The sequence below is a fragment of the Telluria sp. AC161 genome (assembly GCF_979258535.1).
This window is the reverse complement of record NZ_OZ409861.1, coordinates 2,704,271-2,719,031: the sequence shown is the minus strand read 5'-3', so window position 1 is coordinate 2,719,031 and position 14,761 is coordinate 2,704,271. Positions and strand designations below refer to the sequence as shown.

At 61.3% G+C, this 14,761-nt stretch carries 13 protein-coding genes and 1 riboswitch; of the genes, 8 read left to right on the top strand and 5 right to left on the bottom strand.

The window, feature by feature from the left end:
• The first annotated feature begins 9 nt into the window (after positions 1–9).
• From pnuC to ACZ0AJ_RS12150, 4 genes are all read left to right on the top strand, one after another.
• Positions 10–603, top strand: coding sequence for a nicotinamide riboside transporter PnuC (gene pnuC / locus ACZ0AJ_RS12165; RefSeq protein ID WP_258834843.1), 594 nt, complete (start codon positions 10–12; stop codon positions 601–603).
• A gap of 2 nt (positions 604–605) precedes the next feature.
• Positions 606–1,139, top strand: coding sequence for an AAA family ATPase (locus tag ACZ0AJ_RS12160; RefSeq protein WP_499456779.1), 534 nt, complete (start codon positions 606–608; stop codon positions 1,137–1,139).
• A 172-nt stretch (positions 1,140–1,311) separates the two neighbouring features.
• A complete protein-coding gene (locus tag ACZ0AJ_RS12155) occupies positions 1,312–2,280 on the top strand; it encodes an HDOD domain-containing protein (RefSeq protein ID WP_499454742.1) in 969 nt (322 codons plus the stop codon).
• A gap of 212 nt (positions 2,281–2,492) precedes the next feature.
• A complete protein-coding gene (locus ACZ0AJ_RS12150; RefSeq protein WP_499454741.1) occupies positions 2,493–2,867 on the top strand; it encodes a hypothetical protein in 375 nt (124 codons plus the stop codon).
• 114 nt (positions 2,868–2,981) lie between these two features.
• Here the strand turns inward: ACZ0AJ_RS12150 and ACZ0AJ_RS12145 are convergent, their stop codons facing one another.
• Positions 2,982–4,028 carry a hypothetical protein gene (locus tag ACZ0AJ_RS12145; RefSeq protein ID WP_499454947.1) on the bottom strand — a complete coding sequence of 349 codons (1,047 nt, stop codon included), beginning with the start codon at positions 4,026–4,028 and terminating at the stop codon, positions 2,982–2,984.
• Between the two features lie 703 nt (positions 4,029–4,731).
• Here ACZ0AJ_RS12145 and ACZ0AJ_RS12140 point away from each other — a divergent pair.
• Positions 4,732–5,427: a hypothetical protein gene (locus ACZ0AJ_RS12140; RefSeq protein WP_499454945.1), complete on the top strand. Its 696-nt coding sequence runs from the start codon at positions 4,732–4,734 to the stop codon at positions 5,425–5,427.
• Positions 5,428–5,448: 21 nt separating this feature from the next.
• On the opposite strand, the gene ACZ0AJ_RS12135 is transcribed toward ACZ0AJ_RS12140, so the two are convergent.
• On the bottom strand, positions 5,449–7,578 hold the full coding sequence (locus tag ACZ0AJ_RS12135) for a TonB-dependent siderophore receptor (protein WP_499454736.1): 2,130 nt from the start codon (positions 7,576–7,578) through the stop codon (positions 5,449–5,451).
• 82 nt (positions 7,579–7,660) lie between these two features.
• A riboswitch (TPP riboswitch) is annotated at positions 7,661–7,758 on the bottom strand.
• Positions 7,759–7,813: 55 nt separating this feature from the next.
• Positions 7,814–8,587, bottom strand: a complete 774-nt coding sequence (locus ACZ0AJ_RS12130) for a DUF535 family protein (protein WP_499454735.1) — start codon at positions 8,585–8,587, stop codon at positions 7,814–7,816.
• A gap of 195 nt (positions 8,588–8,782) precedes the next feature.
• On the opposite strand from ACZ0AJ_RS12130, the gene ACZ0AJ_RS12125 reads away from it, so the two are divergent.
• Complete coding sequence (locus ACZ0AJ_RS12125; protein ID WP_499454943.1) at positions 8,783–9,202, top strand: hypothetical protein; 420 nt, start codon at positions 8,783–8,785, stop codon at positions 9,200–9,202.
• Positions 9,203–9,295: 93 nt separating this feature from the next.
• Positions 9,296–10,009 carry a glutathione S-transferase gene (locus tag ACZ0AJ_RS12120; protein WP_499454733.1) on the top strand — a complete coding sequence of 238 codons (714 nt, stop codon included), beginning with the start codon at positions 9,296–9,298 and terminating at the stop codon, positions 10,007–10,009.
• A gap of 5 nt (positions 10,010–10,014) precedes the next feature.
• Here ACZ0AJ_RS12120 and ACZ0AJ_RS12115 read toward each other — a convergent pair whose 3' ends face one another.
• Complete coding sequence (locus tag ACZ0AJ_RS12115) at positions 10,015–11,220, bottom strand: MFS transporter (RefSeq protein ID WP_499454731.1); 1,206 nt, start codon at positions 11,218–11,220, stop codon at positions 10,015–10,017.
• Positions 11,221–11,318: 98 nt separating this feature from the next.
• Here ACZ0AJ_RS12115 and ACZ0AJ_RS12110 point away from each other — a divergent pair, with 98 nt between their 5' ends.
• Positions 11,319–12,215: a LysR family transcriptional regulator gene (locus ACZ0AJ_RS12110; RefSeq protein ID WP_499454730.1), complete on the top strand. Its 897-nt coding sequence runs from the start codon at positions 11,319–11,321 to the stop codon at positions 12,213–12,215.
• Position 12,216: 1 nt separating this feature from the next.
• Here the strand turns inward: ACZ0AJ_RS12110 and ACZ0AJ_RS12105 are convergent, their stop codons facing one another.
• Positions 12,217–14,709 (bottom strand): TonB-dependent receptor plug domain-containing protein, encoded by a 2,493-nt coding sequence (locus ACZ0AJ_RS12105; RefSeq protein WP_499454729.1) that lies wholly within the window; start codon positions 14,707–14,709, stop codon positions 12,217–12,219.
• Between the last annotated feature and the right edge of the window lie 52 nt (positions 14,710–14,761).

Here is a 14,761-nt window from a genome sequence, read left to right as displayed (position 1 = left end):
TACGTCCGCATGAACGAACCCCTTGTCCTTGCCGGCCTGGTGACGTCGCCACTCGAACTGATCTCGTTCGTGCTGGCCGTCATCACCGTCGTGCTCAACATCCGCCAGAAACACTGGGCCTGGCTGTTCTCGATCGCGTCGTCGGCCACCTACGCGGTGGTGTTCTTCGACGCGCGGCTGTATGGCGACATGGGGCTGCAGTTCGTGTTCATCATCGCGTCGATCTGGGGCTGGACCATGTGGCTGCGCGGCGCCGGCAATGGGCCGCTGGTCGTTAAGCGCCTCAATCCCGGCACCCGCGCCTGGGTGCTGGTCGCCTGGTTCGCCGGCTTCGTGGTGCTCTCGACCTTCCTCGATCATTTCACCGACACCGACGTGCCGCACGCCGATGGCTTCCTCACCGCCGGCAGCCTGATGGGGCAACTGCTCCTGGCGCGCAAGAAGCTCGAGAACTGGCACATCTGGATCGCGGTCGACATCCTGTATGTCGGCCTGTATGTCTACAAGGGCCTGATGCTCACGGCCGTGCTGTATGGCGTGTTCGTGCTGCTGGCCATTGCCGGGCTGCGTGCCTGGGCTGCGCATGTGGAGCAGCGGGCGTGAAGATGCCCGTTGCCGGTATTGATGGAGTAGCCCGGATTGCGATCCTGGGCGCGGAATCGTCGGGCAAGTCCACCTTGTCCGAAGCGCTGGCGCGCCGCTACAGCACAGTGTGGGTGCCCGAATACCTGCGCGAATTCGTCGACGTCCATGCGCGGGTGCCGCGTGAGGAAGACCAGTTCGGCATCGCGCGCACGCAACTGGCGCGCGAAGATGCGGCAGCCCGTGTCGCGCAGCGCTACCTGTTCTGCGACACGACCGCGTTGATGACGGCGCTGTACAGCCGCGTGTACTGGGACCGTGTGGACGCGCAACTGGTGCAGCTCGCCGCGGATCACGCCTACGCCATCACGCTGGTGACGGCGCCCGATGGTCCGTGGGAGCCGGACGGCCTGCAGCGCGAATCGGAGGAGGTGCGCCAGATGGTGCACCGGCTGCTGCTCGAGACGCTCGACGCGCGCGGCATCGCGTATACCTTGCTGGCAGGGGACCTGCCGCAACGCTTGCGGCAGGTGGAGCAGCTGCTCGGGCCACCGTAAGCGAGATCGTCGGCAGGCTTGCCACGACGTTTGATCGCCATCATGTGCTTGTCTCGCGCTGCGCCGATAGGACACAGACGGGCAGGGTGACGGTAAATAGTTTCATGGCGGCGTCATTTTGTTTCTTTGTGGCATTACAATATGCCACTTTCTGAACATAGGGCGGGACGCGATGAAAAATTGGATTGGTCGCTTGCTGGGCGGCGCCGAGAAGGAAACCGCCGCGCCAGCACCGGTCAGCGCAACGCTGACGTTCGACGACGGTCAAGCCATGGCGACCGAGGTCCAGGCCACGTATTACCGCTGGTTGACGGGCACCAGCCGCTGCACGGCGTCCCCCGAACAAGAGGCGCAGATCTTGCGCGAAGTGCGCTCGCTGGCCGCTGATCCCGTCTGCGCATCCGGCCTGGTGCCACGCATCCCTGAACTCATTGCGCAGCTTCTAACTTCGCTGTCGGACGAGAACATCTCGACCGGCGCGCTGTCGGCCCAGGTGGGACGCGACCTGGTGCTGGTCGCTGAAGTCATCCGCGAAGCGAACAGCGCCTATTACCGCCCGGTGACGCCGATTGAAACGCTGGAAGGCGCGGTGACGATGCTGGGCCTGAACGGCCTGCGCATGCTGCTCGCACGCATCGCGTTCCGCCCGCTGCTGCGTGTGACGGTGCAGGGCGTGGCGCGCCAGGTCGCGCCGATCGTCTGGAAGCATGCCGAACGCTGCGCATTCGCCGCCAGCGTCATGGCGCCGGGGCTGTCGGCCGGTGTGTTCGAAGCCTACCTGTCCGGCTTGATGCAGAACCTTGGCTTGCAGGTGGCGTTTCAGGTGGCCGACCGCGTCTGTGAAGGCAAGGTGCCGAGTTCCGGCGAATTTGGCATCGCGTTCTTTGCCGCCAGCCGCGAGCTGTCATCGGTGATTGCCAGCCACTGGGATTTTCCGCCGGATGTCGTCAAGGCCATCGCGCACGCGCATGAGCCGCAAGGGTCGCATCCGGCGCAGGCGTTGGCTCTGGGTGACCGGATCGCGACGCTGCGCTTGCTGCTGGACGCGGGTGTGATCGGTGATGATGATCCGCTGGTGATGCAGGGGTTGAATGGGTTTGAGCGGCGGTGTTTGGGCAAGTTGTTGGAGTTATCGGATTAAAAGCGTATGACAAAACCGTCTGGTTGTTCGGCGGACAACAGCCGATTACACTGAGCTGTGCCGATTGTCACCAATCAGGCAGAGCCAGCCATTCAATATCTGCTTCCACCAGTCGATCATCTACTTGCATGAGACCACACTTCCACGAGGTAGCAGGACTATGGGAATGCGATGGATCGCTTCGGGATTTCTACGTACAGGATACCAGAGCCATGCATTGGGATCGCTTCGACCGACTGCTCTGCCAATACGAGTGCTTGTACACCTTTAACGGGGTAGAGGCTTTATTTCCGGGATCGCTCAGAGTTTTGGGAAATCGTGAAGGTTCGCATCTGTTGACCATGCTATTGGGTAGATCAATCAAAATTCGCTGCCACTTTTTCATTGCGGGCCAGTTGGAGCTCGACATCTCGCCCGAGGAAATTACTGGCCCATCAGAGCATGAGGAAGTGTTGTCATTTGTTGAGAACCTGGCGGATGCGCTAGAACTTTCTGCAGACATCACGCCCGAAAATGCGGAGAAAACACCGTTTCTGACGTACGTGCCGCAGAGCAGCGCGTGGCACATACACGATAATCCCAGGTAGCTGGCAACGTCTGGTTAGGGTCCATAATAACTAGGATCAGCTCTGAAATTTGGATACGGACTATTTCCTAGTGCCGTCAGTACGACATTCATCAATGTCATATTAAAAAAACGGTTATTTTTTTTCGTCGATAATTTTTCTTAATTCCGACAACCCTATTTTAAAGTCTCTGTTTAGTATGATCTCAAAAATATATGAAAGATTTCTTAACCTTAAATTTCTATCGTAGTTACTAAGGTTTCTGTTAAGGGAAAATTTTTCATACAGCTCGTTCGCAATTGAGGAAATATTATCAGCTCGTGCAATACTTTTTTCTCGATAACCTACGATACCGTTGCCGATGGAATAAGCCCCTCCAATATTGATTCCACTATATCCAATTTCCGACATGAAACCTGCTAAGCCATGATCGCTGGTTGCAATATACGGAATATTAAGAACAGAAGTAAAAGGAATCAATGGAAGATACGTTGCAAAAGTTATAACCGACAAATCAGAAGCCGCATTTTTAGCTTTTTTTAGATGGGTTGATGGTTGGCCTCTGTCCATGTCACTATGCCATTTTCTTTTAATCTTTTTTTCGAATAAATCCCCTCTTTGCTTTGCAAAAAGATATAACACCCCGGCCAAATACGTTGTTCTGAAAAAAGGAAGATAATCATGAATAAAAGATGCAAAAAGCTCACATTTTTCTTCGAACGCACCACCCAAGTGATAAAAATACTTTATGATAATTAAATAGCAAGTTTGTTCATCAATGTATTTGTCGAATTCCTCTGAGTGCACGTAACGATATTGGGCTTGCTTCATCCACATTTCATGGGGAACGTTCAAGCCAAATTTCATTCTCAAAGCCTTTGTGCATTCTTCGACTTTAGCAAGGCATTCATCAATAGATATAGATCTGGAAAGTTCCCAGATTGCTAAATCCAGATTGATATCCATTCCGCGCTCATTGGCCCAAGCTAATAACTCCTGAATATTCGGTTTTATATTTGTTGAGGCTGCTCTGAGCATAACATTGGTATCAAGCCATAATGAGGATTTGAATTGGGCTTGACATGTAGTTGCCAAATATGGGCTGACGCAATAAACAGAATCTTCTTTTTCTGTTTCAAAAACCTCGATCTCGATTGGCTCACCATCAAAATCAATTTCCATTGGCACTCCTTGATTTAAATTAAAACTGGACTACTGCCGCGTTTTAATAACTCATGAACGAGACAGTCGATAGTTATGCTGTGCTAAGCAAGCAGACTATGGTGATCAGGTTTCAGAATGGACTGCAGTTGTGCCTGCACGACGATTCTACCCTATACGAGCGCATTCAAATCTACTCAGAGCTTTTTTATATTTGAAGAACGAATGGCTGCTTCGTGTGCAAGTAGGCAGGGTCAGGTCTGACATTAGGACTCGGACTCTTCCTTAGCACCTTCACCAGGTCAAGTAGCCAGGGTCAGGTCTGATATTTCGACTCGGACTCTTCCCGAGCACCTTCACCACAGAATTAATAAATAGATTTTTTGTTGAGTTCGTGTCTGAATGTCAGACTTGACCCTGCTCACTTTTATGACCCTGCTCGCTTTTACAGGGACTGAACGGGTCTAAGCAGCGCTGTCTGGGAAAATTTTTGGAGCTGTTGGAATAGTGAAAAACTCGAACTGATCAACACCGATCTATCCCATACGGGCGAATCACGGGCGCACAGTGTTCTGGAAAAGTCATCAGGATTTGATATTTTTCCAACTCACCACTTTGCCCCATCCGACCTGCATGGACATGGGAGGGAACCTGCCGGTACTATTTTTCCTGCTATCGCAACCTCGCGCACCGGATTGGCCCATGGGACATCAGTGGAGACGGTATGTTCAAAAAACTTTTTGCCGCATTTGGCATGGTAGCCGCTACCAACGGCGCGGCGATTGCAGCCGGCAATGGCCTGCATCACCCGTACGAGCAAGCGCATGTCAACTACATGTACAACCTGCTGTTTTGCGATGATCCCGAGCTGTTTGCCAATCAGACTGATAAACCGGATGTTGGTGCATGGATTGTTCTCGCAGCCGAGCCGCCGGATGGCGCAGCATTGTTGAAGATCGCGCGGGACGAAAAGCAGGAGGGTAGGCTTCGTGCGCTTGCTTACAACCGGCTGCGCGCAAGCGGTAAGACGACGTCTTCTAAGGAACTGCTTGGCGTTATCGTCGAGGTTCCTCTCGAAGGCGGTCTGGATGTGCTCGCGGCGTTCAGCGAGGGCGGCGTCCGCTACCTGAACCAGTCAGGCAAAATACTGGTCATCGACGGGAGCAACACACCAGTTGCCGGACTTGTGAAAGAACTGCTGGCGGTTGCCCGACCGGTTGTCGCCAAGATCGGACCGTGGGAGGAGCAGCGCTTGCCCGCGCCGGCCCTCGGGAACATTCGCATCACGTTCCTCGTGGCCGATGGCCTGTATTTCGGCGAAGGACCCGCAGCAATCTTGCAGCAAGATGCAATGGCGGGCCCCGTGCTAGCCAAGGCCATGCAGTTGCTTCAGAAAGCAACCGCGCTGGCCGTCAAATAAGCGGTGATCGATTCTTGAACATCAAAAATCAATCTGCGCCGACACCCTGAACGTCCTCGGCGCCCCCGGCAGCAAATACCCACCCAGCGACTGCGTCACGTCGCGCCAGTAGAATTTGTCGAACGCATTGTCCATCCGCGCCCGGATGATCGTGTTCAACCCACCCGCGCGCAGCAGGTACGATGCGCCAAACCCCGCCACGTGATACCCCGGCACCTTGACCCGGTTGGCCGGATCGAACACCTTGTTGCCCGAATACTGCCACTGCGCGTCCAGCTTGAGCCCGGCCACCTGCGGCACCACGTATTCGACCCAGGCGGCCGTGCGCAGCTCCGGCACATTGGTCACGCGCTTGCCTTCGGTGCTGGCGTCGCCCGTGTCCTTCTGGTCCGTGTCGAGCGCCATCAGCGACAGGTTGTAGTTCAGGCCGGGCAGGGCGCGGCCCTGTGCTGACAGTTCAACACCGCGGTGCGTCTGCTCGCCCGCGCGCACGAAGACGTTGGCGGCGTTCGTGTACTCGAGGCCCTGCGTGATTTCAAACACGGCGCCCGACAATGCCAGCTGCTCGTTCACATTGCGCTTGACGCCAAACTCGAACTGCTTCGATCGGCTGGGCGAGAGCACGGTGTTCTGGTTGACCGTCTCCATCGGCGCGATGCCGCCGTATTGCAGGCCATGGCTGATCGAACCGTAGACGCGCCAGTCCGGCGCCGGCGCATAGACCAGCGCCACGTTCGGCAGTGCGAACGCGTCTTTCGATGTCACGCGCGCCTGGTCGATCTCTTCCAGCGCATCGAGCTTGAGCTGGACGTAGCGCACGCCGGCGTGCAGCGTCCAGGCCGGTGACAAGGTCAGGATGTCCTGCACGAACAGCGAGCGCTCTTCGGTCGCGCGCCGTTCCATCACCGGGCCGGTCACGCGGCTGCTGTCCACCGGCGGCACGATCTGGTTCTGCCAGATATTGCTCGAGCCGACGTAGTCATAGACATATTCGCCGAAGCTGTCGTGGCGTTCGGCGTAGGCGCTGCCGATCGTCAGTGCGTGGCGCACCGCGCCCGTGTCGAAGCGGCCCTGCAGCATCGCTTGCGCGCCCCACGGCGTCTTGCGCTCGCCGGTGCTCTGGAAGTCATACACGTCATAGTCGCCGTTCGAGCAGTAGCCCGGATAGTAGCCGTCGCCCTCATTGCTGCAGCCGTACGGGAAGGCGGTGAAGTCATCGCGCTTGAACCAGTGCTTGTTGGCGTTGACCGTCGCGGTCCAGGTGTCGCTGATGCGGTACTCGAAGCGCAGGCCAAGGTTGCTGCTGTCGGTGTCGACGGGACGCGTCCACGGCTGGTCGTTGAGCAGCGTTTTCGCCGAGATCCCGGTGGGCAGGACCTCGTTGCGCAGCAACTGGTAGCCGGGGGCGGTAACTTGCTCCTTGTGCTGGTGGTCGACGTCGATCTGGAACAGCGCGTCGGGCGACATCTGCCAGTCGAATGCCGCCGAGATGAACTGGCGCTTGCCGTCGGCGCCGCGCACGTAAGATTTCAGGTCTTCGGCAGCCGCGTTGATGCGGTAGCCGAAACGGCGGTCGGCAAAGCGTCCGCCAAGATCGACCGCGCCGTACACGGTGCCGCGTTCGCGCACTTCGACCGTGGCCGAGCGCAGCGGCGCATTGGTCGGACGCTTGGTGACGAAGTTGAGCATGCCGCCCGGTGCGGCGACGCCCGCCTGCAGGCCGGCCAGGCCGCGCAGGACTTCGATGCGCTCTTTGTTCTCGAGCGGGATCTGCGTGTCGCCCGAGATCGCGATCATGTCCTTGCGGTAGCTGGTCGCGTTGTCGAGCGTGAAGCCTCGCACCGAGAACTGCTCCGCGTAGCCGATGGCATTGTAGGCGTCGCCGATCGACGCGTCGTAGCGGCTCGCATCGCTGACGCTGCGGATCGACAGATCCTGCATCTGGCCCTGGCCGATCGAGGTGATCGATGCCGGCGCGTCGAGCAGCTGCGTTTCGGCGAAGCCGCCGACGCTGGCGCGGTCGAGCGCAATCCATTTGCTGCTGGTGACGACGACCGAGGGGATGGTGTCCTGCGCAACTGCAGCAGGCGTGACAACGAAGGCCTGCACGATGGCGCAGGCAAGAACAGGGTGCTTCAGAGTGAAGGTCATGGTGTGCTCGTGTTTGCGCGCCACGAGGACGCGCCGCTTAAATTCAAGCCGGAGCCAACGTGGGGGAAGGGCAAACGAACGGGAGGGCTGCTTTGCGCTTTCCTTCGCTGGCATTATCCAGATCAGGTACGAAGGGTATGTCTCACCCGGAACAACGTTCCAGGACCCCTAGCGAAGGCGCGAGTGTAGCACGGCGCTTGACGGCCGTGGTGAATCTGGCAAGCGTCGAGAAGGTTCAGGCTTGTGCGGTGGTGGGCGCTCTGGCCGCGGCAGCGGTCGTGGCAACGGGGGCCATATAGTGCAGCAGCGTGGTGCGCGCAGCTTCGCCAATTGCGCGCCACTGATCGCGGCGCTGGGCGGCGCGCTTGCGGTGCTTCGATGGCATGTCGGCCAGCGGCTTGAGGTAGAACGGCAGCGTGATCTGGTAGTGGCGCGCATCGTGTTCGGCGCCGCCTAGAATGCGCCAGAAACCATCGTAGCTGCTCTCGAAGGTCGCGTGCTGGTCTGCCTGGTAAGTCGGGTGCGCGGTGGCGCGCAGCGCGAGCACGCGGTCGATGCCCAGCGCCTGCGCCGCGCCCTGCAGGGCGGCAAACGCAAAGAAGCTGGGCGAGTTGTTCGGAAAGGCGCGCTCGAACGCATCGAAGGCCGGACCCGCATTGCGCCACAGGCCGGCGTTGTGGGTCACCAGCGGCACGCTCGCCACCGGAAGCGCGAGCTGCGCACCGTCGGCCCAGGTCCAGGACAGGCGATGCAGCACCGCGTCATTGGCGAGCAGCGTCAGGGTCAACCCATTCTGCGAATCGTCACGCTGCGCCGTGCGCAGTTGCAGCGCAAAGCGCCCATGCTCGCCATCGTGCTGCCACAGGATCATGCCGGCGCTGCCATGTACCGCATCGCGGTACGCCCGGGTGAAGGTCGTCTCCTCGAAGCGGGCATGGGAATCGGGGGACTGGTGCGCGCGCCAGTGGCGCAGGGCGTGCCAGCGTTGGGTCAATCGCGCGATGATCATGGGCGCTCCATTGGACAAAAAAGTGACGGGTGAACTTTATTAAATTAGTTCCTCAGTGCAATTATGTTCCCGATCGCCAACGTGTGCTTGGAGAAAGTGTAATGATTCGTCAGGAACCAACACGATCGGGGGCAGTCGCCCTGCTGACGGGGTTCGGACCCTCGAAAGGCGTTGCTCAATAGCCACAATCGGTCCATGTCTGTGGCGCGCTACGCCAGTCGCGTCACGTTGACCGCGGCGAATGCCCGCTTGCCATTGGGAGCAGGTCATAATGGCGGCACTTATTTATCAGCACGGAAGAACTTTATGACGCACAACCAGCCGCCGGAAGGCCCCCTCGCGCAGGGCCCTGTGACCGAGCAAGAATCTGTGAATGACACGCAGTCCCGCAGCATGCACCGCACGGCGTCCAGTCGCGTCGTCGGCCAGGCATCGCGTGCTGCGACCGCCAAGACGGCCAAGGGCAAGGACAAGGACAGCACGGCCAGTCCGCAAAGGCCGAACGCCAGCCAGGTTTCGGCATGGAAGAAAGAAAACAAGGCCTCGATTGCGGAAACGGCGAAGCATTTCAACCTGCCGCCAACGATCGCCAAACGGTGGTGCGCAGTCGCCTGACGACAGGCAAAGTCCGCACGACCGGCGTACCGTGCTTCCCGGCCTTGCTGTTCGGTCTACCATGACTTTTCTCCATCAACAGGAAAAGCAATCATGGTGCAACCCTACGAACTGTATTACTGGCCGTCGATCCAGGGCCGCGGCGAATTCGTACGACTGGCGCTGGAAGAAGCGGGCGCCGATTACGTCGACGTGGCGCGCCGCGATGGCGGTGTCGATCTGCTGATGGCCGCGCTCGAAGTCGGCGACCATCCTTCCTTTGCCCCGCCGTTCCTGAAAGCCGGCGAGCAGACCATCGGCCAGGTGGCCAACATCCTGCTGTATCTGGGCGAACAGCATGGCCTGGCGCCACGCACCGAACCTGGCCGGCTCTGGGTCCACCAGCTGCAATTGACGATCGCCGACCTGGTCACCGAGGCGCACGACACGCATCACCCGATCGCCTCGATGCTGTACTACGAAGACCAGAAGCCCGAAGCCAAGCGCCGCGCGGCCGATTTTGTCGAGACGCGCATCCCCAAGTTCATGGCCTATTTTGCGCGGCTGCTGGCCAATCCCGAGCCGCGCGACTACCTGCTGGGCGAGCGCGTGAGTTACGCCGACCTGTCCCTGTTCCAGGTGATCGAGGGCTTGCGCTACGCATTCCCCAATGCGATGAAGAAGATCGAGCAGGAGCATCCCGAGCTCACCGGCCTGCGTGACCGGGTGGCGGCGCGGCCGAAGATCGCGGCTTACCTGGCATCGCCGCGCCGTATTCCGTTCAACCAGGACGGCATCTTCCGTCGCTATCCCGAGCTGGACGCGTAAGCAGGTCAGTGCAGCGTGACCGTCGCGGCGGTCATGCCTTTTGCAGGCACGCCGTCGCGGCGATCGAGCCAGCCGGCCAGCGTCGTGAGCAGCAGGGCGCCCACGACCACCAGCGCGCCGATCCACGGCGTGGCCATCAGGCCGAGGTGCGCGACAATCAGACCACCGCCCCAGGCGCCCAGCGCGATGCCGACATTGAAGGCGGCGATGTTCAAGCCGGATGCCACATCGACCGCCTGCGGCGCATCGCGTTCGGCGCGCCGCACCACATACACTTGCAGGCCCGGCACGTTACCGAAGGCGACCGCGCCCCAGGCCAGGACCGTGATCAGCACCAGCGGTTTGCTCGGCGCCGTGAAGGCCAGCACGAACAGCACCAGCGCCAGCAGCGCGAACACGATCTGCAGCGCGCGCACCGGACCGAGGCGGTCGGCCAGCTTGCCGCCCCAGATATTCCCGGCCGCTACGGAGACCCCATACACCAGCATCACCAGGCTGACGGTCGACGCGGCGAAGCCGGCCACTTGCTGCAGGATCGGCGCCAGGTAGGTGAAGGCGATGAAGCTGCCGCCGTAGCCGAGCGTCGTGATCGCATACACCAGCAGCAGGCGCGGCTTCTTCAGCACCGCCAGTTGTATCAAGAGCGGCGCTGGCTTGCTGCCGGCGATATCGGATGGCACCAGGATAGCGCTGCCGATGACGGCAATCACGCCCAGCAGCGACACCGCGAGAAACGTCGCCTGCCAGCCAAAGTGCTGGCCGATGAAGGTCCCGAGTGGCACGCCGGTGACCAGCGCCACGGTCAGGCCGGTGAACATCAGCGCGATCGCACTGGCCGCTTTTTCCTTCGGCACGAGGCTCGTGGCGATGGTCGAACCGATCGAGAAGAACACGCCGTGCGCCAGGCCCGTGAGCACGCGCGCGGCCATCAGTGCCGTGTAGTCCGGCGCCATCCAGGCCACCAGATTCCCGATCGTAAACAGCACCATCAGGCCAAGCAGGAGCTGCTTGCGCGGCACGCGGCCCGTCATGGCCGTGAGCAGGGGCGCGCCGATGGCCACGCCCAATGCGTACAGGCTGACCAGGAGGCCCGCCGAGGGCACCGACACCTGCAGGCTGGCGGCGATGGTGGGGATCAGGCCGACGATGACAAATTCGGTTGTCCCGATGGCAAAAGCGCTCAATGCGAGCGCCCAGAGTGCGAGTGGCATGGTGTACTTTCTCAGAGATGGCAGGCATGCAGTGTGCCGTCTTTGCCAGCCCGGAAAAACAGGTCCGGCTACAATGGACTTTTGATTCGGAGTCATCAATGATCGACGTGGATGCGCTGATTGTGTTTTCGGCAGTCATGGATGCGGGCTCGTTTTCACGCGCTGCCGAGCGCCTGGGGCAGACGCCGTCGGGCGTCTCGCGCACCATCTCGCGCCTAGAGGGCAGCCTGGGCATGACGCTGATCCAGCGCACGACGCGGCGCCTGCAATTGACGGAAGAGGGCACCTGGCTGCTGGGCCGGGCGCGGACGATCCTGGCCGACCTGGCCAACACCGAGGCCGAAGCGGCTGCGCGCCGTTCGCAGCCGGCGGGCCTGGTGCGCGTGAATGCCGCCACGCCAGCGCTGGGCCACTTGCTTGCGCCGCTGGTCGCCGAATTCCTGGATGCGTATCCGCTGATCGCGCTGGAACTGGTCAGCGGCGAAACCTATGTCGACCTGATCGAAGAGCGGGCCGACCTGGCGATCCGCATCGGCGCGCTGCCCGATTCGACGCTCAATGCGCGCCGCCTGGGCGCGGCGCGGCTGCGCGTGCTGGCCTCACCTGCCTATCTCGAACGTCATGGTGCCCCGCCTGACACCGCGGCGCTGGCCGGGCATCGCACGCTGGGCTTCACGGCGCCGGCGTTATTGAATACCTGGCCGCTGCGCCATAAGGGCGGCGAAGGCTGGACGATCACGCCGCAGGTGGTGGCGTCGAGCGGCGAGACGCTGCGGCAGCTGGCGCTGCATGGCGCTGGGATTGCATCGCTGTCGGATTTTCTGACGCGCGCGGATGTCGCGGCGGGGCGGCTGGTGCCGGTGCTGGAAGAACACACCCTGCCGTGGACACAGCCCGTGTGGGCCGTGTTCTACAAGCAGGGTGCACTCGCGCCGCGGGTGGCGGCGCTGGTGGATTTCCTCGCCCACAGGCTGGGCGAGGTGCTGGAACGCTAGGTCAGAACGCGTAGGTGGCGCGGCCGTAGATATAGCGGCCCGCACGACCGAACGGCGCATACGTCGAGAACGGCGTATTGCCGGTGGTGTTGATGGATGGCGGCTGCGTCTCGGGATACTGGTCGAACACGTTGTCCGCGCCCAGCGCCAGGGTCAGCTTCGGCGTGACTGCCAGGCGGCCTTCCAGGTCGACCGTGGTCTTGGCGCCCATCTCGAAGTCGAACGCCGCCGTGGTGCCCGGCGAGAGCACTTCGCCGTAGCGCGTGGCGCGCAGCGTCGCGCCCCACTGGCCCAGCTTCCAGTTCACGTTGGCGCTGACCTTGTTCTTCGGCTGGCCTTTTTCAAGCGACAGCACGTTGAGGCGATCAAACAGCACGGGCGCCGGGCTCAGGCTCGAGAGCTGCGTCGTCGTCGGCGTCTTGGTCACTTTGGTGTCGGTGAAGTTGGCGGCCAGCGTGAAGTCCAGCTTGCCCGCATCGCCGGCGTTGTACGGCATGCTCAGCACGATGTCGACGCCCTTGGTGGTGGTGTCGACGCCGTTGATGAAGAAGCGCCCGCCGCCCACGCCGATGAAGCCCTGGCTGGCGATGTAGTTGCGCACGTTCGTCTGCGTCAGGTTTTCGGACAGGATGATGCGGTCGTCGATGTCGATGCGGTAGGCATCCACCGTCAGACTGACGGCGCCCAGGCGCATCACGGCGCCGAGCGACGCATTGATCGATTTCTCGGCGTCGAGCGGCTTGGCGCCCAGCGCGACGGCGACCGGATCGTCCGGGCGGAAGGTGGTGATCTCGAACGGCACGCCGTTGATGAAGTTGGTGGAGGTCGCGGTGAAGTTCTGCTGCTGCGGCGAGGGCGCGCGGAAGCCGTTCTGGATCGCGCCGCGCACGGCGAAGTTCGGGTTGAAGTCGTAGCGCAGCGCGAGCTTGCCAGCCAGGCTGTTGCCGAAGTCCGAATAGCGCTCGCCGCGCACGGCCACCGATGCCAGCAGCTCGGGCGTGACATTCGCTTCCAGATCGACAAAGGCGCCAATCGCGTTGCGGTGCGCGTCGACTTCATTCGATGGCCGGAAGCCCGGGAACACCTGGGCGCCCGGCGCCGTCGGCGTCCCGTTCGGCAGCAGCGCGCCGCCAAAGCTGTACGACTGCTCTTCGCCGGCAAACAGCTCATAGCCTTCGCGGCGCGCTTCGATACCCACGGCCACGTTCAGTGGCGACGAGAACGACGCCATCTCGACGCTGCGCACGCCGGTCAGGTTCAGCACCGCCTGGTCGTACGAATAGCCACCCGCATAAAACGCGGTCTTGCTGGTCGGCCCAAGGGAGCGGTTCAGCGTGTTCTCGATGGTGTACTCCATCTTGTTCTTGCCGTAGCCGAGCGAGGCATCCATGTCCCATGCGCCGGCAACCCAGGTCACGCCGCCGGTGGCCGAAAAATCTTTCACGGTCGGCGAGATCAATGGCAGGAAGCCGTCCGGGTAGATCGACTGGATGTTGCGCGCGTCCTGCGGAATGCGGGCATAGCCGGCCGATGTAGCATCGCGGTCCTGGTAACTCGCCCAGCCGTACACCTTGACGCCGCCGCCCATGTCGTTGCCCGCGTTGGCAAACAGCGTGGACTGCTTCATGTCGGGTTCACCGGTCCACGCATTGAAACGGTTGATCGTGTTCTCGCGCGGATCGAAGGCGCCGTTGACCAGCGCGTACTGCTGGCGCATGTCGTAGCCGGCACGCTCGGTGCGGTTCTGGTCGCGGAATTCGCCGGCGATCGTCAGGTAGCCGGTCTCGCCCAGCGCCAGGCCCTTCCAGATGCTGACCGTGGCAGTCTGGCCATCGGTGCGCTTGCGCGAGGCCGGGGCGGTCCAGGTGCCGCCGGCCGGCGGCGCTGCGTTGTACAGATCGTATTCGGTCTTGTTGGCGCCGTAATTGACGGTCGCTTCGCCGCCCGTACGGTCAGTGCGCAGGCGCATGTTGACGACGCCCGAGATCGCGTCTGAGCCATACTGGGCCGCAGCGCCGTCACGCAGCACCTCGACCGTTTTGACGATCGCGGTGGGGATGGTGTTCAGGTCGACCGCCGCCGAACCGCGGCCAATCGAGCCGTTCACGTTCACCAGCGACGAGGCATGGCGGCGCTTGGAGTTCACCAGCACCAGGGTCTGGTCAGGCGACATGCCGCGCAGGGTGGCAGGGCGGATCGTGTCGGTGCCGTCAGTCAGCGCCGGGCGCGGGAAGTTCAGCGAAGGCAGGGCCATCGACAGCGCCTGCGTCAGTTCGGTGCTGCCCGAGTTCTTCAGGGTCTCGGCCGAGATCACGTCGACCGGTGCAGTGGTATCGAGCACGGTGCGGTTGGCCACCCGGGTACCGGTGACGACGACCGTCGCGGACGCTGCGGTGGTCTCGGCTTGCGGCGCCTCCTGGGCGTGGGCAAAGCCTGCGCACAGCGCGGCAATGGCAAGGGCAACTGCTGTCTTTTCCGTCTTGGCTCTCTGCATGGTGCAATCCTTTGATATTCAAACGCGGGTGTTCCACTGGGAAGGGCGAGGC

What these genes read in the sequence shown, in the direction of transcription:
- pnuC (WP_258834843.1), top strand. Translation starts at nt 10, where the DNA reads ATGAACGAACCCCTTGTCCTTGCCGGCCTGGTGACGTCGCCACTCGAA.
- ACZ0AJ_RS12160 (WP_499456779.1), top strand. Translation starts at nt 606, where the DNA reads ATGCCCGTTGCCGGTATTGATGGAGTAGCCCGGATTGCGATCCTGGGC.
- ACZ0AJ_RS12155 (WP_499454742.1), top strand. Translation starts at nt 1,312, where the DNA reads ATGAAAAATTGGATTGGTCGCTTGCTGGGCGGCGCCGAGAAGGAAACC.
- ACZ0AJ_RS12150 (WP_499454741.1), top strand. Translation starts at nt 2,493, where the DNA reads ATGCATTGGGATCGCTTCGACCGACTGCTCTGCCAATACGAGTGCTTG.
- ACZ0AJ_RS12145 (WP_499454947.1), bottom strand. Translation starts at nt 4,028, where the DNA reads ATGGAAATTGATTTTGATGGTGAGCCAATCGAGATCGAGGTTTTTGAA.
- ACZ0AJ_RS12140 (WP_499454945.1), top strand. Translation starts at nt 4,732, where the DNA reads ATGTTCAAAAAACTTTTTGCCGCATTTGGCATGGTAGCCGCTACCAAC.
- ACZ0AJ_RS12135 (WP_499454736.1), bottom strand. Translation starts at nt 7,578, where the DNA reads ATGACCTTCACTCTGAAGCACCCTGTTCTTGCCTGCGCCATCGTGCAG.
- ACZ0AJ_RS12130 (WP_499454735.1), bottom strand. Translation starts at nt 8,587, where the DNA reads ATGATCATCGCGCGATTGACCCAACGCTGGCACGCCCTGCGCCACTGG.
- ACZ0AJ_RS12125 (WP_499454943.1), top strand. Translation starts at nt 8,783, where the DNA reads ATGTCTGTGGCGCGCTACGCCAGTCGCGTCACGTTGACCGCGGCGAAT.
- ACZ0AJ_RS12120 (WP_499454733.1), top strand. Translation starts at nt 9,296, where the DNA reads ATGGTGCAACCCTACGAACTGTATTACTGGCCGTCGATCCAGGGCCGC.
- ACZ0AJ_RS12115 (WP_499454731.1), bottom strand. Translation starts at nt 11,220, where the DNA reads ATGCCACTCGCACTCTGGGCGCTCGCATTGAGCGCTTTTGCCATCGGG.
- ACZ0AJ_RS12110 (WP_499454730.1), top strand. Translation starts at nt 11,319, where the DNA reads ATGATCGACGTGGATGCGCTGATTGTGTTTTCGGCAGTCATGGATGCG.
- ACZ0AJ_RS12105 (WP_499454729.1), bottom strand. Translation starts at nt 14,709, where the DNA reads ATGCAGAGAGCCAAGACGGAAAAGACAGCAGTTGCCCTTGCCATTGCC.